This is a genomic window from Cellulomonas humilata (genome assembly GCF_013359775.1).
Taxonomy (GTDB): domain Bacteria; phylum Actinomycetota; class Actinomycetes; order Actinomycetales; family Cellulomonadaceae; genus Cellulomonas; species Cellulomonas humilata.
Genome location: NZ_JABMCI010000071.1, coordinates 86,367 through 102,427, shown reverse-complemented (window position 1 = coordinate 102,427; position 16,061 = coordinate 86,367). Strand labels below are relative to the sequence as shown.

Here is a 16,061-nt window from a genome sequence, read left to right as displayed (position 1 = left end):
CGGCACGGTGGGTCTCCGTCCAGGTTCTAGGGGGCCGGGCTCGTGCACGGGTCCGACGGCATTGTCGAACCAGTGCGACACCTGCCGTGTGGCAGGACGATAGGCAGGGATTGTGTCTTGTTCATTTCGCGATGGCGAGTGTCGGGGCCTTGCGGGCCTGAGCGTGTCGGGTTTTGTGGTCAGACGTCCAGTTTGACCCACCCCCGACTCGGTGCCCCTCTCCCGGGGGCTAGGCATACGGTGGTGGCTGCGTCATGATCGAGAGCGGCGCCGTCGTGGGCAGAGGAGGCGTCACCCCGACCGGATCCCCCTCGTCCCGTCTGGAGGTACCACTGCCGTGCGTCTTGGAGTGCAAGTCCGCGAAGCCCTGCCGGGCGACCTGGAGAGCCTCGTCGCGCTCTGTCTGACCGCGCGCCAGGAGGCTGGTGTGGGTTCCCAGCTGTGCACGGACGACGCCGACCGCCTGCGCGACCAGCTGGGCGCGCTCCTCGCGGTGCCGGGCGGACGCGTGCTGCTGGCACTGCTCGACGACGACCCGGCCGGCCTGCTGCTCGCCCGCGTGGTCGGGGCCGGACCGTTCACCGACGTCGTGAGCCTGGACATCGAGGCCGTGTACGTGCTGCCGGCCGCGCGCCGTCGTGGCCTGGGGCACGCGTTGCTGGTCGGCGCGACGACGGTCGCGGAGGAGGCCGGCGCGACGGAGCTGTACTCGTCACCCCTGCCGGGATCCCGCGGGATGCAGCGCTTCCTCGCCCGGCTGGGCTTCGCCCCGGCGGCGTCGCACCGGGTGGTGACGGCCGCAGCGCTCCAGCGCAAGCTCGCGCACGACCAGGGCCACACCGGTGCCGCAGGGACGGTGCGACGCTCCGGCCCGCGGGGGCTCGAGGACCTCATCGCCCGGCGTCGACAGGCAAGGGCCGCGCGCCAGCCCGTCGAGGAGCCCGTGCAGGCCGCGCGCGCGTCCGGCGCGGATCAGGGGCGCGCGTCGATCAGCATGCAGGTCAGCCGGGCCGTGCAGACCAGCCGACCGCCGTCGTCCTCGACGACGACCTGGTAGGTCGCGAGCGTCCTGCCGAGGTGCAGCGCGGTCGCCGTCCCGGTGACCAGGCCTGAGCGTGCCGACCGGTGGTGGGTGGCGTTGAGCTCGATCCCGACCGCCGCCCGTCCCTCGCCGGCGTGCGCCATGGCGCTGATGGAGCCCAGCGTCTCGGCCAGCACCGCGGACGCGCCGCCGTGCAGCAGGCCGTAGGGCTGCGTGTTGCCGGCGACCGGCATGGTGGCCACGGTGCGCTGCGCGGAGGCTTCGGTCACCACGATGCCCATGCGCTCGATGAGGGTGCCTGTGAACGTGGAGAGCAGGGCTGGCGATGGCGTGGTGGTGTCGGACATGGCAGATAGGTTGGCACTCGTGAGCGACGCACTGCCAGCGGTTCCGCCGGCCACTCCCGGTACGCCTGCCCGACTCCTCCTGATCGACGGTCACTCGATGGCCTACCGGGCGTTCTTCGCGCTGCCGGTGGACAAGTTCGCGACGTCGTCCGGTGAGCCCACCAACGCGGTGTTCGGGTTCTTCTCCATGATCGCCAATCTGTTGCGGGACGAGGCGCCGACGCACGTGGCGGTCGCCTTCGACGCGGGCCGGACGACGTTCCGGACCGAGGTCTACGAGGCGTACAAGGGCAACCGCGATGCCACGCCCGCCCCGTTCAAGGGACAGGTGGCGGTCATCCAGCGGGTGCTGGAGACCATGCACATCCCGTACCTGTCCAAGCCGCAGTTCGAGGCTGACGACATCCTGGCCACGCTCTCGGTCCAGGCGCGCGCGCAGGGCATGCAGGTGCTCATCTGCACCGGCGACCGCGACGCGCTCCAGCTGGTCAACGAGGACGTCACGGTGCTCTACCCGGTCAAGGGCGTCTCGGAGCTGGCACGGATGACGCCGGCGGCCGTCGAGACCAAGTACGGCGTCCCGCCGGAGCGCTACCCTGACCTGGCTGCGCTCGTCGGCGAGACCAGCGACAACCTGCCGGGCATCCCCGGGGTCGGACCCAAGACGGCGGCCAAGTGGATCGTGCAGTACGACGGGCTCGACGGGATCCTCTCGGCCGCGGAGCAGGTGCCCGGCAAGGCGGGGGAGTCGTTGCGGGACAACCTCGACCAGGTGCGCCTGAACCGCCAGCTCAACGCGCTGCTCACCGACATCGAGCTCCCGCTGGGCCCGGAGGACCTCGCGGCGCGGCCCTGGGACCGGCCCGCGCTGCACGCCGTGCTCGAGGAGCTCGAGTTCCGCGCCATCCGGGACCGGCTCTTCGCCATGCTGCCCGACGAGGACGGCGACGGACCGGGGACGGTGGCCGCCGCGCAGCTCGACCTCACGGTCCTCGGCTCGGGCGAGCTCGCCGGCTGGCTCGACGCCCGGGCAGGCAAGGCTCTGGGTGTCGACGTGCGCGGCTCGGGAGCGCCCGCGGGCGGCGACGCCTGGGGCATCGCGCTGGCGGACCCGGACGGCCAGGCGGCCGCGTTCGACCTCGCCGAGATCCACCCGCCGGACGAGACCGCGCTGGCGGCCTGGCTCGCGGACCCGTCGGCGCCCAAGATCGTGCACGCCTCGAAGGAGGCCTGGCACGCCCTGGCCGGCCGGGGTCTGCCCCTGGCGGGCGTGGTGTTCGACACCGAGCTCGCGGCGTACCTGTGCCAGCCCGACCGTCGCGCGTACGACCTGACCGACCTCGCGATCGGCTACCTCCACCGGGAGCTGGGCGCCGACGAGGCGGCGGACGGCGCTCAGGGTGCCCTCGACCTCGAGCTGGACGGCAGCGACGAGGGCCGACGCGCAGCGGTCCGTGCGGCCGCGGTCCGGGACCTGGCCGACGTGCTGGGCGGCGAGGTCGCCGACCGGGGCGCCACCAGCCTCCTGGAGACGCTCGAGCTGCCGCTGGTCGACGTGCTCGCCCGGATGGAGCGGACCGGGATCGCCATCGACTCGGGCTACCTGTCGGGGTTGGAGAGGTCGTTCGACAGCCAGGTGCAGAACGCGGCTGCGGAGGCCTACGCGGTCATCGGGCGCGAGGTGAACCTCGGCTCGCCCAAGCAGCTCCAGGAGGTGCTGTTCGACCAGCTCGGCATGCCGAAGACGAAGAAGATCAAGACCGGGTACACCACCGACGCGGCCGCGCTCACCGACCTGTTCGCGCGCACGCAGCACCCGTTCCTGGAGCACCTGCTGGCACACCGCGACGCCATCCGGCTGCGGCAGACCGTCGAGGGGTTGCTGCGCTCCATCGCGGCCGACGGGCGCATCCACACCACGTTCCAGCAGACCATCGCCGCGACGGGCCGGCTGTCCTCGGCGGACCCGAACCTGCAGAACATCCCCATCCGCACCGAGGCAGGCCGGCAGATCCGGCGGGCGTTCGTCGTCGGCGACGGGTACGAGACGCTGCTGACCGCCGACTACTCGCAGATCGAGATGCGGATCATGGCGCACCTCTCGGGCGACGAGGGGCTCATCGCCGCGTTCCGCTCGGGGGAGGACCTGCACAGCTACGTCGGCTCGCGCGTGTTCGGCGTCCCGACCGACGAGGTCACGCCGGCCATGCGCTCGAAGATCAAGGCCATGAGCTACGGCCTCGCGTACGGGCTGTCGTCCTACGGCCTCGCGCAGCAGCTCACGATCGAGGTGTCCGAGGCCGCGGCGCTCATGCAGGACTACTTCTCGCGGTTCGGCGGGGTGCGCGACTACCTCACGGGTGTCGTCGACGTCGCCCGGCAGACCGGCTACACCGCCACCATCCTGGGCAGGCGTCGGTATCTCCCGGACCTGACCAGCGACAACCGCCAGCGTCGCGAGGTCGCGGAGCGGATGGCCCTGAACGCGCCGATCCAGGGCAGTGCCGCCGACCTGATCAAGGTGGCGATGCTCGGGGTGGACCGCGAGCTCGCCCGGCGTGGCCTGGGCTCGCGGATGCTGCTCCAGGTGCACGACGAGCTGGTGCTCGAGGTGGCTGCGGGGGAGCGGGACGAGGTCGAGGCGCTCGTGCGGGAGCAGATGGGCGCAGCGGGGGACGCTGCCGCGGACGGCCCGCTCGACGTGGCGCTCGACGTCACGGTCGGCGCGGGCGGCTCCTGGCACGACGCCGGGCACTGAGCTGTCCCTCGATCGTGGGAAATCGGGGCTTTCGGCAGGTTCGTCGTAACTATCGGGTGCACTTTGGAGTGATCTGCGCCACAGTGTCGGGCACACAGTGGCGACGGAGCCACTGACGTCCCTGCTGGGAGGCGCTGGTGACCGACACCTTCGGAGATCGCGAGACCGACTACCAACGAGTGCAGAACGGCGCGGAGTTCCAGGCCCTCAAGCGCCGGTTCCGCCGCTTCGTCTTCCCGATGACGGCCTTCTTCCTGTCCTGGTACTTCCTGTACGTGCTGCTCGCCAACTACGCGCACGACTTCATGGCGACCAAGGTCTGGGGCAACATCACCGTCGGCCTGCTGTTCGGGCTCGGCCAGTTCGTCTCGACCTTCGTCATCACGATGGTCTACGCGCGCTGGGCCAACAACAAGCAGGACGCGGTGGCCGAACGGCTGCGGCTGCACATCGAGGACGGCACCGCCCTGGACGGAGGTGCCGCATGACCGCCTCGCTGAGCAGCCTGCTGCGGGCCGCCGAGTCGGAGGACATCGGCAACCCGGCCCTCAACATCGCGATCTTCGGAGCCTTCGTGCTCCTCACGCTCGTGATCGTCTTCCGCGCCTCCCGCAACAACAAGACCGCCGCCGACTACTACGCCGCCGGGCGCTCGTTCACCGGCCCGCAGAACGGCACCGCGATCGCGGGCGACTACCTGTCCGCGGCGTCGTTCCTGGGCATCTGCGGCGCGATCGCCATCAACGGGTACGACGGCTTCCTGTACTCGATCGGCTTCCTGGTGGCGTGGCTCGTCGCGCTCCTGCTGGTCGCCGAGCTGCTCCGGAACACCGGCCGGTTCACGATGGCCGACGTCCTGTCGTTCCGGCTCAAGCAGCGGCCCGTCCGCATGGCCGCCGCGCTGGCCACCCTGACGGTCGTCTTCTTCTACCTGCTGGCGCAGATGGCGGGTGCCGGCGGTCTCGTCGCCCTCCTGCTGGGCATCGACGGGGTGGCCGGGCAGGGTCTCGTCATCGCCGTCGTCGGCGCGCTCATGATCCTGTACGTGCTGGTCGGCGGCATGAAGGGGACCACCTGGGTGCAGATCATCAAGGCGATCCTGCTCATCGCCGGCGCCGCGGTCATGACGATCTGGGTGCTCGCGAAGTTCGGGTTCAACCTGTCCGACCTGCTCCAGGGCGCCATCGACACGGCCGGAGAGGGCGGCGAGGCCCTCATCGCACCGGGCAAGCAGTACGGCGTGAGCGCCATGACCCAGCTGAACTTCCTGTCGCTCGCCCTCGCGCTCGTGCTGGGCACCGCCGGCCTGCCGCACGTGCTCATGCGCTTCTACACGGTGCCGTCCGCCAAGGAGGCGCGGCGCTCGGTCGTCTGGGCCATCTGGCTCATCGGCATCTTCTACCTGTTCACCCTGGTGCTCGGGTACGGCGCCGCGGCGCTGGTCGGACCGGAAGTCATCAAGGCGGCACCCGGCGGCGTGAACTCGGCGGCACCGCTGCTCGCGTTCGAGCTGGGCGGCGTGATCCTGCTGGGCGTCATCTCGGCGGTGGCGTTCGCCACGATCCTCGCGGTCGTCGCGGGCCTGACCATCACCGCCGCGGCGACGTTCGCGCACGACATCTACGCCTCGGTGATCAAGCACGGCGAGGTCTCGCCCGACGGCGAGGTGCGGGTCGCGCGGATCACCGTGGTGGCCATCGGCATCCTCGCGATCATCGGCGGCATCTTCGCCAACGGCCAGAACGTGGCGTTCCTGGTGGCGCTGGCCTTCGCGGTCGCCGCGAGCGCCAACCTGCCGACGATCCTCTACTCGCTGTTCTGGAAGAGGTTCAACACGTCGGGCGCGCTGTGGAGCATGTACGGGGGACTCATCTCCTGCATCGTGCTCATCACGTTCTCGCCGGTGGTGTCCGGCAAGGTCGACCCGGTGACCGGCGCGAGCCTGTCGATGATCAAGAACACGAACGTCGACTTCGCCGTGATCCCCCTGGAGAACCCGGGCCTGATCTCGATCCCGCTCGCGTTCGTCCTCGGGATCGTCGGCACCTACCTGAGCAAGGAACCGCCGCACCCCGAGAAGTACGCCGAGATGGAGGTCCGGTCGCTGACCGGCGCCGGCTCCGAGAAGGCGACGGTGCACTGACGCTCTGACCGCGGGCGGCCGTCTACCGCGGCGGCCGCCCGCGGTGCGTCACGAAGATCGCGGTCCCGGGCAGGCGTGCGCCGCGGACCGGCCCCCACCCGCCCCACGTGCGGTCGTGCCCGGTGGGCCACTCGGGCTCGACCAGCCTGTCGAGGACGAACCCCGCGGCCACGAGCTCGGCCACGTGGTCGCCCAGCGTCCGGTGGTACTCGGCGTACAGCACGCGTCCCGACTCGCCGATCTCGGCGTAGGGCGTCCGGTCGAAGTACGACCGCGTGGCTGTCAGACCCGCCTCGCCGGGGTCGTCGGGGAACGCCCACCGGATCGGGTGGGTGACGGCGAACACCCACCGACCGCCGGGCCGCAGCACCCGGGCGACCTCCGCGTGGACGCGGTCGGCGTCGGGCACGAACGGGAGCGCGCCGAACGCGGTGAACGCGACGTCGAAGGACGAGTCGGCGAACGGCAGCGCGCGGGCGTCGGCCTGGACCATGGGCGTCGTGCGACCGACGCCGCCGTCGTACCGGGCGCCCGCCGCGAGCATCCCGAGCGACACGTCGGTCGCGACCACCTCGACACCCTCGCCGACGAGCCAGCGGGCGCACTGCGCGGCACCGGAACCCACCTCCAGCACCCGCAGCCCTGTCAGGTCACCGAGCAGGTGCGCATCCCCCTCACGGACCCCCTCCGGGCACCAGCAGAAGTCGCCAGGCCCGAGGAACGTGCCATGCTCGTCGAGGTACTCCTCGGCGTTGGCGTCCCACCAGCCGCGGCTCGCGGATCCGCCCGCCGCGGACGGGACGTCGAGGTAGCCTGCCTCGGCCAGGTGGTCGTCCGTCATGGGACCAGTGTCACGTCTGAGCACCACTTCGCGCGGATACGCTGTCGCAAGGCAGCCCGACGACGCGCTTCCCCCCCAGTTGTTCCCGCGATCAAGGAGTGCCAGCGTGCGAGTCGGTCTGCTCACGGGCGGCGGCGACGTCCCCGGCCTGAATGCCGCGATCCGCGCCGTCGTGAAGCGTGGCGAGGGCGAGTACGGCCACACGATCACCGGCTTCCGCAACGGGTGGCGCGGCGTGGTCGACGGCCTCTCCATGCCCCTGACGCGCGAGCACATCCGCAACCAGCTGGCGGTCGGCGGGACCCTGCTCGGGACCGCCCGGTACCACCCCCACGCGGACAACGGCGGTCTGGACGCGGTGCTGTCCACGCTCGAGTCGGAGAAGATCGAGGCGCTGATCTGCATCGGTGGCGACGGCACGCTGCACGCCGCGAGCAAGGTGGCCGAGGCCGGCATCCGGATCGTCGCGATCCCCAAGACGATCGACAACGACGTCTGGGGCACGGACCAGTCGATCGGGTTCGACACCGCGGTGTCCATCGCGACCGAGGCGATCGACCGCATCCACACCACCGCGGAGAGCCACAACCGCGTGATGATCGTCGAGGTCATGGGGCGGCACGCGGGCTGGATCGCGGCGACGTCGGGCATCGCCGGGGGAGCCGAGATCGTGCTGGCGCCCGAGGCGCCGTTCGACATCGACAAGATCGAGAAGTTCCTCAAGCACCGGCACCGCGCGCACGCCAGCTTCTCGATCATCGTCGTCGCCGAGGGCGCCGTGCCCGCGCAGGGCACCTCGATGGACTACGAGACGCCGATGGGCAAGTTCGGGGACATCGTCGCCGGGGCCATCGGTCAGCGGCTCAAGGTGGAGATCGAGAGCCGCACCGGCTTCGACACCCGTGTGGTCGTGCTGGGGCATGTCCAGCGCGGCGGCATCCCCACGCACGTCGACCGGATCCTGGGCTCGCGGTTCGGGGTCGCGGCCATCGACGCCGCCAGCGCCGGCCAGTCCAACGTCATGACCGCGCTGCGCGGGGAGTCCGTCGTGATGGTTCCGCTGAGCGAGGTGGCAGGCAAGGTCAAGTACGTGTCCGACGAGCTGTTGGCGGTCGCCCGCGCGCTCGCCTGATCGACTTTGACCTGCCCATCGCCACACCGATAGGGTGGACGGCGGTGCCGCGCGCCTTGTTGCGTCGGCGTGTCCTCACTCGTACTGCTCGTGCGAGGGCCCTCTCCGGGGGGTCGAGGGCGTCCCATCAGATCGCGATCACCATCTTGTCTGTCCTACGCATGTCACCGTGCCGCCGGCACACACGTTCAGTCCGTACAACTTCCCTGTCCGCATCGGAGCCCATCCCTACATGAGCATCACCACCCCCGCGAAGCCCGCCACCCCGCAGGTCGCGATCAACGACATCGGCTCGGCCGAGGACTTCCTCGCCGCGATCGACGCCACCATCAAGTACTTCAACGATGGCGACATCGTCGAGGGCACCATCGTCAAGGTCGACCGCGACGAGGTCCTGCTCGACATCGGTTACAAGACCGAGGGCGTCATCCCCTCCCGTGAGCTGTCCATCAAGCACGACGTGGACCCCGGTGAGGTCGTCAAGGTCGGCGACGTGGTCGAGGCCCTCGTCCTCCAGAAGGAGGACAAGGAAGGCCGGCTGATCCTGTCCAAGAAGCGCGCACAGTACGAGCGCGCCTGGGGCACGATCGAGAAGATCAAGGAAGAGGACGGCGTCGTCACCGGCACCGTCATCGAGGTCGTCAAGGGCGGCCTCATCCTCGACATCGGGCTGCGCGGCTTCCTGCCCGCGTCGCTGGTGGAGATGCGTCGCGTCCGCGACCTCCAGCCGTACGTCGGCAAGGAGATCGAGGCCAAGATCATCGAGCTCGACAAGAACCGCAACAACGTGGTCCTGTCGCGCCGTGCCTGGCTCGAGCAGACGCAGTCCGAGGTGCGCTCCACCTTCCTGCAGACGCTCCAGAAGGGTCAGGTCCGCCCCGGCGTCGTGTCCTCGATCGTCAACTTCGGTGCGTTCGTGGACCTGGGTGGCGTGGACGGGCTCGTGCACGTCTCCGAGCTCTCCTGGAAGCACATCGACCACCCGTCCGAGGTCGTCGAGGTCGGCCAGGAGGTCACCGTCGAGGTCCTCGACGTCGACTTCGACCGCGAGCGTGTCTCCCTGTCGCTGAAGGCGACGCAGGAGGACCCGTGGCAGGCCTTCGCCCGGACGCACGCCATCGGCCAGGTCGTTCCCGGCAAGGTCACCAAGCTGGTTCCGTTCGGTGCGTTCGTGCGCGTCGAGGACGGCATCGAGGGCCTGGTGCACATCTCGGAGCTGGCCGTGCGCCACGTCGAGATCCCGGAGCAGGTCGTCCAGGTCGGCGACGACGTCTTCGTCAAGGTCATCGACATCGACCTGGAGCGTCGCCGCATCTCGCTGTCGCTCAAGCAGGCGAACGAGGGCTTCGACCCGGCCAGCGAGGACTTCGACCCCGCGCTGTACGGCATGGCGGCCGAGTACGACGACGCCGGCAACTACAAGTACCCCGAGGGCTTCGACCCGGCCACGAACGAGTGGCTCGAGGGCTTCGAGGCCCAGCGCGAGGTGTGGGAGGCGCAGTACGCGCAGGCCCACGAGCGCTGGGAGGCGCACCGCAAGCAGGTCTCCGACGCGGCGAAGGCCGACGCGGAGGCTGCCAGCGGCGCCGTCGAGGGTGCTACGGCATCGTCCAGCTCGTCGTCGAGCTCGTCTGCCGGCCCCGTGCCGTCGACGTACTCGTCGTCCACCGAGGAGGCCGCGGGCACCCTCGCGTCCGACGAGGCGCTCGCCGCTCTGCGCGAGAAGCTCACGGGTAACTGAACCCACCCGCTCGATGGCCGGTCACCTTCCGAGGTGGCCGGCCATCGGCGTTCCCGGACACTGCGCTCCCGGGCGGCGCAGGGCAGGATGGTCGGATGCAACGCATCGGTCTGACAGGCGGGATCGCGGCCGGCAAGTCCGTCGCGGCGCGGCGACTGGCGGAGCTCGGGGCGGTGGTGATCGACTCCGACGTCCTGGCGCGCGAGGCGGTGGCGCCCGGGTCCGCCGGGCTCGACGCCGTGGTCGAGGAGTTCGGCCCCGGCGTGCTCGGGGCCGACGGCTCGCTCGACCGGGCGGCGCTCGCCGCGATCGTGTTCACCGACCCGGCGGCCCGGGCACGGCTGGACGCGATCGTGCACCCGGTGGTCCGTCGGCTCTCCGCCGAGCGTGAGGCGGCCGCCGCGGTGACCGACCACGGAGCCGTCGTGGTGCACGACATCCCGCTGCTGGTCGAGACCGGCCAGGCGGACGCGTTCCACGTGCTCGTCGTCGTGCACGCCCCCGCGGTGCTGCGCGTCGAGCGTCTGGTGCGGCTGCGCGGCATGGACCGCGGCGAGGCCGAGGCGCGGGTGTCGGCGCAGGCGAGCGACGACGCGCGCCTCGAGGTCGCGGACGTGGTGCTGGACGGCACGGGCAGCGACGACGCCCTGCGAGCGCAGGTGGACGAGCTCTGGGACCGGCTCGCCGTCGAGCGGGCCGACGAGCTCGCGGCCGAGACCCCGTGACGCGCGTCCTGCTGACGGGCTTCGGCCCGTTCGACGGGCAGAGCGTGAACGCGTCGTGGCTGGCGGTGTCCGAGGTGGTCGCGCGGTGGACGGGTCCCGACGAGCTCGTGGCCCGGGAGCTCCCGGTGTCGTTCCGGGGTGCGCGTCAGCAACTGCGGGTCGCCGTCGCGGAGATCGAGCCGGACCTGGTCGTGTGCGTCGGCGAGGCAGACCGCAGGAGTGCGGTCGGCGTCGAGCGGGTGGCCGTGAACCTCATCGACGCGCGGATCCCGGACATCGACGGCTCCGCGCCGGTCGACGTCCCGGTCATCGCCGGTGCGCCCGCGGCGTTCTTCTCCACGCTGCCCGTCAAGGCGTGCGCCGCGGCCGTCGCGGAGGCCGGCGTCCTGGTCGAGGTGTCGAACACGGCAGGGCTCTACGTCTGCAACGCCACGTTCTACGCGCTCCAGCACCTGCTGGCCGCGACGTCAGTGCGCAGCGGGTTCGTGCACGTGCCCCGCACCCCTGCCCAGGTGGTCGGCGACGGCCCGTCGCTCTCGGTCGACGAGGCCGCGACCGCGGTGCTCGCGGTGCTGCGCGCGGCGCTGTCGACCCGCACGGACCTGCGCGTCTCGGCGGGCACCCTGGCGTAGCGCGTCGCGTGTCGGTGGTGGCACGTACGGTTGTGGCATGCGTCCAGTCACCGATCTCCAGCGGACCGTCGCGCCGTTCGAGGTGATCTCCGAGTACACGCCGTCGGGCGACCAGCCGAAGGCGATCAAGGAGCTGACGGCGCGGATCAAGGCGGGGGAGAAGGACGTCGTCCTGCTGGGCGCCACGGGCACCGGCAAGTCCGCGACGACCGCCTGGCTCATCGAGCAGGTGCAGCGTCCGACGCTCGTCATGGCCCCGAACAAGACGCTCGCGGCGCAGCTGGCCACGGAGTTCCGGGAGCTGCTGCCCAACAACGCCGTCGAGTACTTCGTGTCGTACTACGACTACTACCAGCCCGAGGCGTACATCGCGCAGACGGACACCTACATCGAGAAGGACTCGTCCATCAACGACGAGGTCGAGCGGCTGCGGCACTCGGCCACCAGCTCGCTGCTCACCCGGCGGGACGTGATCGTGGTCGCCTCCGTCAGCTGCATCTACGGTCTCGGCACGCCGCAGGAGTACGTCGACCGCATGGTGACGCTCTCCGTCGGCGACCAGGTGGACCGCGACCAGCTGCTCCGCAAGTTCGTCACCATGCAGTACACCCGCAACGACATGGCGTTCACGCGCGGCACGTTCCGCGTGCGGGGGGACACGGTCGAGATCATCCCGGTGTACGAGGAGCTGGCCATCCGGATCGAGTTCTTCGGCGACGAGATCGAGGCGATCGCGACGCTGCACCCGCTCACGGGCGACATCGTGCACTCCGAGCACCAGATGCACATCTTCCCGGCCACCCACTACGTCGCAGGCCCCGAGCGCATGGAGCGGGCGATCCGCGGGATCGAGCTCGAGCTCGAGGAACGCCTGGCCGAGCTGGAGCGGCAGAACAAGCTCCTCGAGGCCCAGCGGCTGCGCATGCGGACCACCTACGACATCGAGATGATGCGCCAGATCGGCTCGTGCTCCGGCATCGAGAACTACTCGCGGCACATCGACGGTCGCAGCCCGGGCACGGCACCCAACACGCTGATCGACTACTTCCCCGAGGACTTCCTGCTGGTCATCGACGAGTCGCACGTCACGGTCCCGCAGATCGGGGCGATGTTCGAGGGCGACATGTCGCGCAAGCGCGCGCTGGTGGACCACGGCTTCCGGCTGCCCAGCGCCACGGACAACCGGCCGCTGCGGTGGGAGGAGTTCGTCGAGCGGATCGGCCAGACGGTCTACCTCTCGGCCACGCCGGGCAACTACGAGATGTCGATCTCGGACGGGGTGGTGGAGCAGATCATCCGCCCGACCGGGCTGGTCGACCCCCAGGTCGTCGTCAAGCCGACCACGGGACAGATCGACGACCTGCTGGGCGAGATCCACGACCGGGTCGAGAAGGACGAGCGCGTGCTGGTCACCACGCTCACCAAGAAGATGGCCGAGGACCTGACGGACTACTTCCTGGAGAAGGGCGTCCGCGTGCGCTACCTGCACTCGGAGGTGGACACGCTGCGTCGCGTGGAGCTCCTGCGTGAGCTGCGGCTCGGGGAGTACGACGTGCTCGTGGGCATCAACCTGCTGCGCGAGGGGCTGGACCTGCCGGAGGTGTCGCTGGTGGCGATCCTCGACGCGGACAAGGAGGGCTTCCTGCGCTCCGGGCGGTCGCTCATCCAGACGATCGGGCGCGCGGCGCGCAACGTCTCCGGTGAGGTGCACATGTACGCCGACCGGATCACCGACGGCATGGCACTGGCCATCGAGGAGACCAGCCGCCGGCGCGAACGCCAGGTCGCCTACAACCTCGAGAACGGCATCGACCCGACTCCGCTGCGCAAGAAGATCGGCGACATCACGGACCTGCTGGCACGCGAGGACGCGGACACCGCCGAGCTGCTCGGTGGGGCGGGCCGGCAGTCCAGCCGCGGGAAGGCCCCGGTCCCCGGGTTCGGGTCGAAGGGCGGACCGCGCGACGAGCGCACGCGCCTGACGGGCGTCGCGGCGGGAGAGCTGGCGGATCTGATCCAGCAGCTGTCGGACCAGATGCACGCCGCGGCGGGCGAGCTCCAGTTCGAGCTGGCCGCCCGCCTGCGGGACGAGATCTCGGGGATGAAGAAGGAGCTCCGGCAGATGCAGGCGGCGACGGCCTGATCGGGCGCGCTGTGGGCACGTCACGTGCCGGACACATGCGTGGCTTATGCTTGCCGACGTTGAAGGGGAGTACCCCACACACGATCCCGTCGTCATCACGGACCCGCTAGCGCGGTGCCCGGTGGGATCGGTCCGCTGCGGAACGTCGCGCGGGCGGGGGAGACCTTCGGTACCGAAGCAACTCTCGTACCGGAGGTTTCTGCATGGATGTGTCCGGCTGGGTCTGGGCAGGGACGGCGGTCTTCGTCGTCGGGTTGATCTTCTTCGACTTCTTCGCGCACGTGCGCACGCCGCACGCCCCGAGCTTCCAGGAGTCGGCGCGCTGGTCGATCTTCTACATCGGTCTCGCGCTGGTCTTCGGTGTCGTCGTGGGGATGGCCTGGGGGTGGGGGCCGGGCACCGAGTACTTCGCCGGGTACGTCACCGAGAAGAGCCTCTCGGTCGACAACCTCTTCGTCTTCCTCATCATCATGACGAAGTTCGCGGTGCCACGGGAGTACCAGCAGAAGGTGCTCCTGGTCGGCGTCGTGATCGCCCTGGTCCTGCGGACGATCTTCATCCTGGCGGGTGCCGCCGCGATCGAGCAGTTCTCCTGGGTCTTCTACATCTTCGGCCTGTTCCTCGTGTACACGGCGGTGAAGCTGGCTCGTGAGCACCACGACGCGGAGCACCCGGACCCTCGGATGGAGCGCGACGGCTTCGCGGTGCGCATGCTCAAGCGCGTGCTCCCGACGACGGAGGAGTACCACGGCGACCGCCTCACGGTGCGGATCGACGGCAAGCGGCTGCTCACCCCGATGCTCCTGGTGATGGTGGCCATCGGGTCGACCGACATCCTGTTCGCGCTCGACTCGATCCCCGCCATCTACGGCCTGACCGAGGAGCCGTACATCGTCTTCACGGCCAACGCGTTCGCCCTGCTGGGCCTGCGCCAGCTGTACTTCCTCATCGGCGGGCTGCTCGAGCGGCTGGTCTACCTGTCGCAGGGGCTCGCCGTCATCCTCGGGTTCATCGGCATCAAGCTGGTGCTCCACGCGTTGCACGTCAATGAGCTGCCCTTCATCAACAACGGCGAGCACGTCGAGTGGGCGCCCGAGATCCCCATCTGGCTGTCGCTCACGGTCATCCTCGGCACCCTTGCCGTGGCCACCGTGGCCAGCCTCCTGAAGACCCGCACCGACGAGCGCATCGCCTCGTCGACCGAGAGCTGAGGACTGCTACGTGAACGTCGACCCCCTGGTCTGGATCGTCTCCCTCGGGCTGGCCGGTGCCCTGCTCGTGGTCGACGTCGCCATCGTCGGACGTCGTCCGCACGTGCCGACGACGGCGGAGTGCGTGCGCTACCTGACCCTCTACATCGGCCTCGCGGTGCTCTTCGGGGTCGGAGTCTGGGTGACGTCAGGTGCGGAGTTCGCGGGTCAGTTCTTCGCGGGCTGGCTCACCGAGTACTCGCTGTCGGTGGACAACCTCTTCGTCTTCCTGCTGATCATGGGCAAGTTCGCGGTGCCGCGCGCGTACCAGCAGACCGCGCTGCTCATCGGGATCATCCTGGCGCTGGTGTTCCGCGGCCTGTTCATCTGGGCGGGCGCCGCGGTCATCGACGCGTTCAGCTGGGTGTTCTACCTGTTCGGCGCGTTCCTCGTCTACACGGCCTGGAAGGTGGGGCGTGAGGGCGAGGTGGACCCGGACGACGAGTTCCACCCGCCGCTCCTGCTGCGGATCGTGCAGCGGATCTTCCCCGCCACGCCGGACTACCACGGCGTCAAGCTCACGGTGGTCGAGGGCGGCCGCCGGCTCATGACCCCGATGTTCGTGGTGCTGGTCGCCCTCGGTGCGACCGACCTGCTGTTCGCCTTCGACTCGATCCCGGCGATCTTCGGGCTCACCAGCGAGCCGTACCTGGTGCTCATGGCCAACCTGTTCGCCCTGATGGGCCTGCGCCAGCTGTACTTCCTGCTGGGCGACCTGCTGACGCGGCTGGTCTACCTCAACATCGGGCTGGCGGTCCTGCTCGGCTTCATCGGCGTCAAGCTGGTCCTGCACGCCCTGCACGAGAACGAGGTGCCGTTCATCAACGGCGGCGAGCCGGTCGCCTGGGCGCCCGAGATCCCGATCTGGCTGTCCCTGAGCGCGATCGTGCTCATCCTTGGGGTGACCGCCGTCGCCAGCATCGTCAAGACGCGCGTCGACGAGCGCCGTGCGGTGACGGCTCCCGAGGAGCCTGTGGTCGAGGCGACCGACTGACTCAGGCGCTCCAGGGGCCGAGGACGACGTCCCAGGCCCGCACGTCGCTGTGCGCGACGAGGCCCTCGCGGACGAACGGGTCGTCCGCGAGGATCGCGTCGAGGACCTCCGGCGAGGCCGCGCGGAAGACCAGGAGGGCACCGGGGTCGCCGTCCGTGAACGGGCCGGAGCCCAGGAGCGTGCCGTGCTCGGCCAGCGCGGTGAGGTACGCGCGGTGCTCGGGTCGGACCTGGTCGCGCACGTCGGTGCGCTCGTCGTAGGTGTAGCGGACGGCATAGGTGGGCATGGCGTCATCCTGCCCGAGCCGGTGGCA

The 16,061-nt window shown here is 70.1% G+C and carries 14 protein-coding genes; 11 read left to right on the top strand and 3 right to left on the bottom strand.

What is annotated here, in order from left to right:
- The first annotated feature begins 427 nt into the window (after positions 1–427).
- Positions 428–1,057 (top strand): GNAT family N-acetyltransferase, encoded by a 630-nt coding sequence (locus HP550_RS20705; RefSeq protein ID WP_343048301.1) that lies wholly within the window; start codon positions 428–430, stop codon positions 1,055–1,057.
- On the opposite strand, the gene HP550_RS20700 is transcribed toward HP550_RS20705, so the two are convergent.
- Complete coding sequence (locus tag HP550_RS20700) at positions 973–1,389, bottom strand: PaaI family thioesterase (RefSeq protein ID WP_175349580.1); 417 nt, start codon at positions 1,387–1,389, stop codon at positions 973–975. The genes HP550_RS20705 and HP550_RS20700 overlap by 85 nt on opposite strands.
- Here HP550_RS20700 and polA point away from each other — a divergent pair.
- From polA to HP550_RS20685, 3 genes are all read left to right on the top strand, one after another.
- Complete coding sequence (gene polA, locus HP550_RS20695; RefSeq protein ID WP_175349579.1) at positions 1,388–4,147, top strand: DNA polymerase I; 2,760 nt, start codon at positions 1,388–1,390, stop codon at positions 4,145–4,147. The two genes, HP550_RS20700 and polA, sit on opposite strands and share 2 nt — an antisense overlap.
- 137 nt (positions 4,148–4,284) lie before the next feature.
- A complete protein-coding gene (locus HP550_RS20690) occupies positions 4,285–4,635 on the top strand; it encodes a DUF485 domain-containing protein (protein WP_175349578.1) in 351 nt (116 codons plus the stop codon).
- The gene (locus HP550_RS20685; RefSeq protein WP_175349577.1) at positions 4,632–6,290 is read left to right on the top strand and encodes a solute symporter family protein; all 1,659 of its coding nucleotides are present in this window, start codon (positions 4,632–4,634) and stop codon (positions 6,288–6,290) included. The genes HP550_RS20690 and HP550_RS20685 overlap by 4 nt, the downstream gene beginning before the upstream one ends.
- 22 nt (positions 6,291–6,312) lie before the next feature.
- Here HP550_RS20685 and HP550_RS20680 read toward each other — a convergent pair whose 3' ends face one another.
- Complete coding sequence (locus HP550_RS20680; RefSeq protein ID WP_175349576.1) at positions 6,313–7,131, bottom strand: class I SAM-dependent methyltransferase; 819 nt, start codon at positions 7,129–7,131, stop codon at positions 6,313–6,315.
- Between the two features lie 106 nt (positions 7,132–7,237).
- On the opposite strand from HP550_RS20680, the gene HP550_RS20675 reads away from it, so the two are divergent.
- The 7 genes from HP550_RS20675 to HP550_RS20645 all read left to right on the top strand — a co-directional run bounded on the left by HP550_RS20675 (position 7,238) and on the right by HP550_RS20645 (position 15,748).
- Positions 7,238–8,263: an ATP-dependent 6-phosphofructokinase gene (locus HP550_RS20675; RefSeq protein ID WP_175349575.1), complete on the top strand. Its 1,026-nt coding sequence runs from the start codon at positions 7,238–7,240 to the stop codon at positions 8,261–8,263.
- Positions 8,264–8,495: 232 nt separating this feature from the next.
- Positions 8,496–10,004, top strand: a complete 1,509-nt coding sequence (rpsA, locus tag HP550_RS20670; RefSeq protein ID WP_175349574.1) for a 30S ribosomal protein S1 — start codon at positions 8,496–8,498, stop codon at positions 10,002–10,004.
- A 95-nt stretch (positions 10,005–10,099) separates the two neighbouring features.
- Positions 10,100–10,729 (top strand): dephospho-CoA kinase, encoded by a 630-nt coding sequence (gene coaE / locus HP550_RS20665; RefSeq protein WP_175349573.1) that lies wholly within the window; start codon positions 10,100–10,102, stop codon positions 10,727–10,729.
- Positions 10,726–11,361 (top strand): pyroglutamyl-peptidase I, encoded by a 636-nt coding sequence (gene pcp / locus HP550_RS20660; protein WP_175349572.1) that lies wholly within the window; start codon positions 10,726–10,728, stop codon positions 11,359–11,361. Before coaE ends, pcp begins: the two co-directional genes overlap by 4 nt.
- A gap of 37 nt (positions 11,362–11,398) precedes the next feature.
- Entirely contained in the window at positions 11,399–13,504 is a 2,106-nt protein-coding gene (uvrB, locus tag HP550_RS20655; protein WP_175349571.1) for an excinuclease ABC subunit UvrB, read from the top strand.
- 203 nt (positions 13,505–13,707) lie between these two features.
- A complete protein-coding gene (locus tag HP550_RS20650) occupies positions 13,708–14,715 on the top strand; it encodes a TerC family protein (RefSeq protein ID WP_175349570.1) in 1,008 nt (335 codons plus the stop codon).
- 10 nt (positions 14,716–14,725) lie between these two features.
- Positions 14,726–15,748, top strand: a complete 1,023-nt coding sequence (locus HP550_RS20645; protein ID WP_175349569.1) for a TerC/Alx family metal homeostasis membrane protein — start codon at positions 14,726–14,728, stop codon at positions 15,746–15,748.
- Position 15,749: 1 nt separating this feature from the next.
- Here HP550_RS20645 and HP550_RS20640 read toward each other — a convergent pair whose 3' ends face one another.
- Positions 15,750–16,034 (bottom strand): YciI family protein, encoded by a 285-nt coding sequence (locus HP550_RS20640; protein WP_175349568.1) that lies wholly within the window; start codon positions 16,032–16,034, stop codon positions 15,750–15,752.
- Positions 16,035–16,061 lie beyond the last annotated feature (27 nt).

What these genes read in the sequence shown, in the direction of transcription:
- uvrB (WP_175349571.1), top strand. Translation starts at nt 11,399, where the DNA reads ATGCGTCCAGTCACCGATCTCCAGCGGACCGTCGCGCCGTTCGAGGTG.
- coaE (WP_175349573.1), top strand. Translation starts at nt 10,100, where the DNA reads ATGCAACGCATCGGTCTGACAGGCGGGATCGCGGCCGGCAAGTCCGTC.
- HP550_RS20700 (WP_175349580.1), bottom strand. Translation starts at nt 1,389, where the DNA reads ATGTCCGACACCACCACGCCATCGCCAGCCCTGCTCTCCACGTTCACA.
- rpsA (WP_175349574.1), top strand. Translation starts at nt 8,496, where the DNA reads ATGAGCATCACCACCCCCGCGAAGCCCGCCACCCCGCAGGTCGCGATC.
- polA (WP_175349579.1), top strand. Translation starts at nt 1,388, where the DNA reads ATGGCAGATAGGTTGGCACTCGTGAGCGACGCACTGCCAGCGGTTCCG.
- HP550_RS20685 (WP_175349577.1), top strand. Translation starts at nt 4,632, where the DNA reads ATGACCGCCTCGCTGAGCAGCCTGCTGCGGGCCGCCGAGTCGGAGGAC.
- HP550_RS20650 (WP_175349570.1), top strand. Translation starts at nt 13,708, where the DNA reads ATGGATGTGTCCGGCTGGGTCTGGGCAGGGACGGCGGTCTTCGTCGTC.
- HP550_RS20680 (WP_175349576.1), bottom strand. Translation starts at nt 7,131, where the DNA reads ATGACGGACGACCACCTGGCCGAGGCAGGCTACCTCGACGTCCCGTCC.
- HP550_RS20640 (WP_175349568.1), bottom strand. Translation starts at nt 16,034, where the DNA reads ATGCCCACCTATGCCGTCCGCTACACCTACGACGAGCGCACCGACGTG.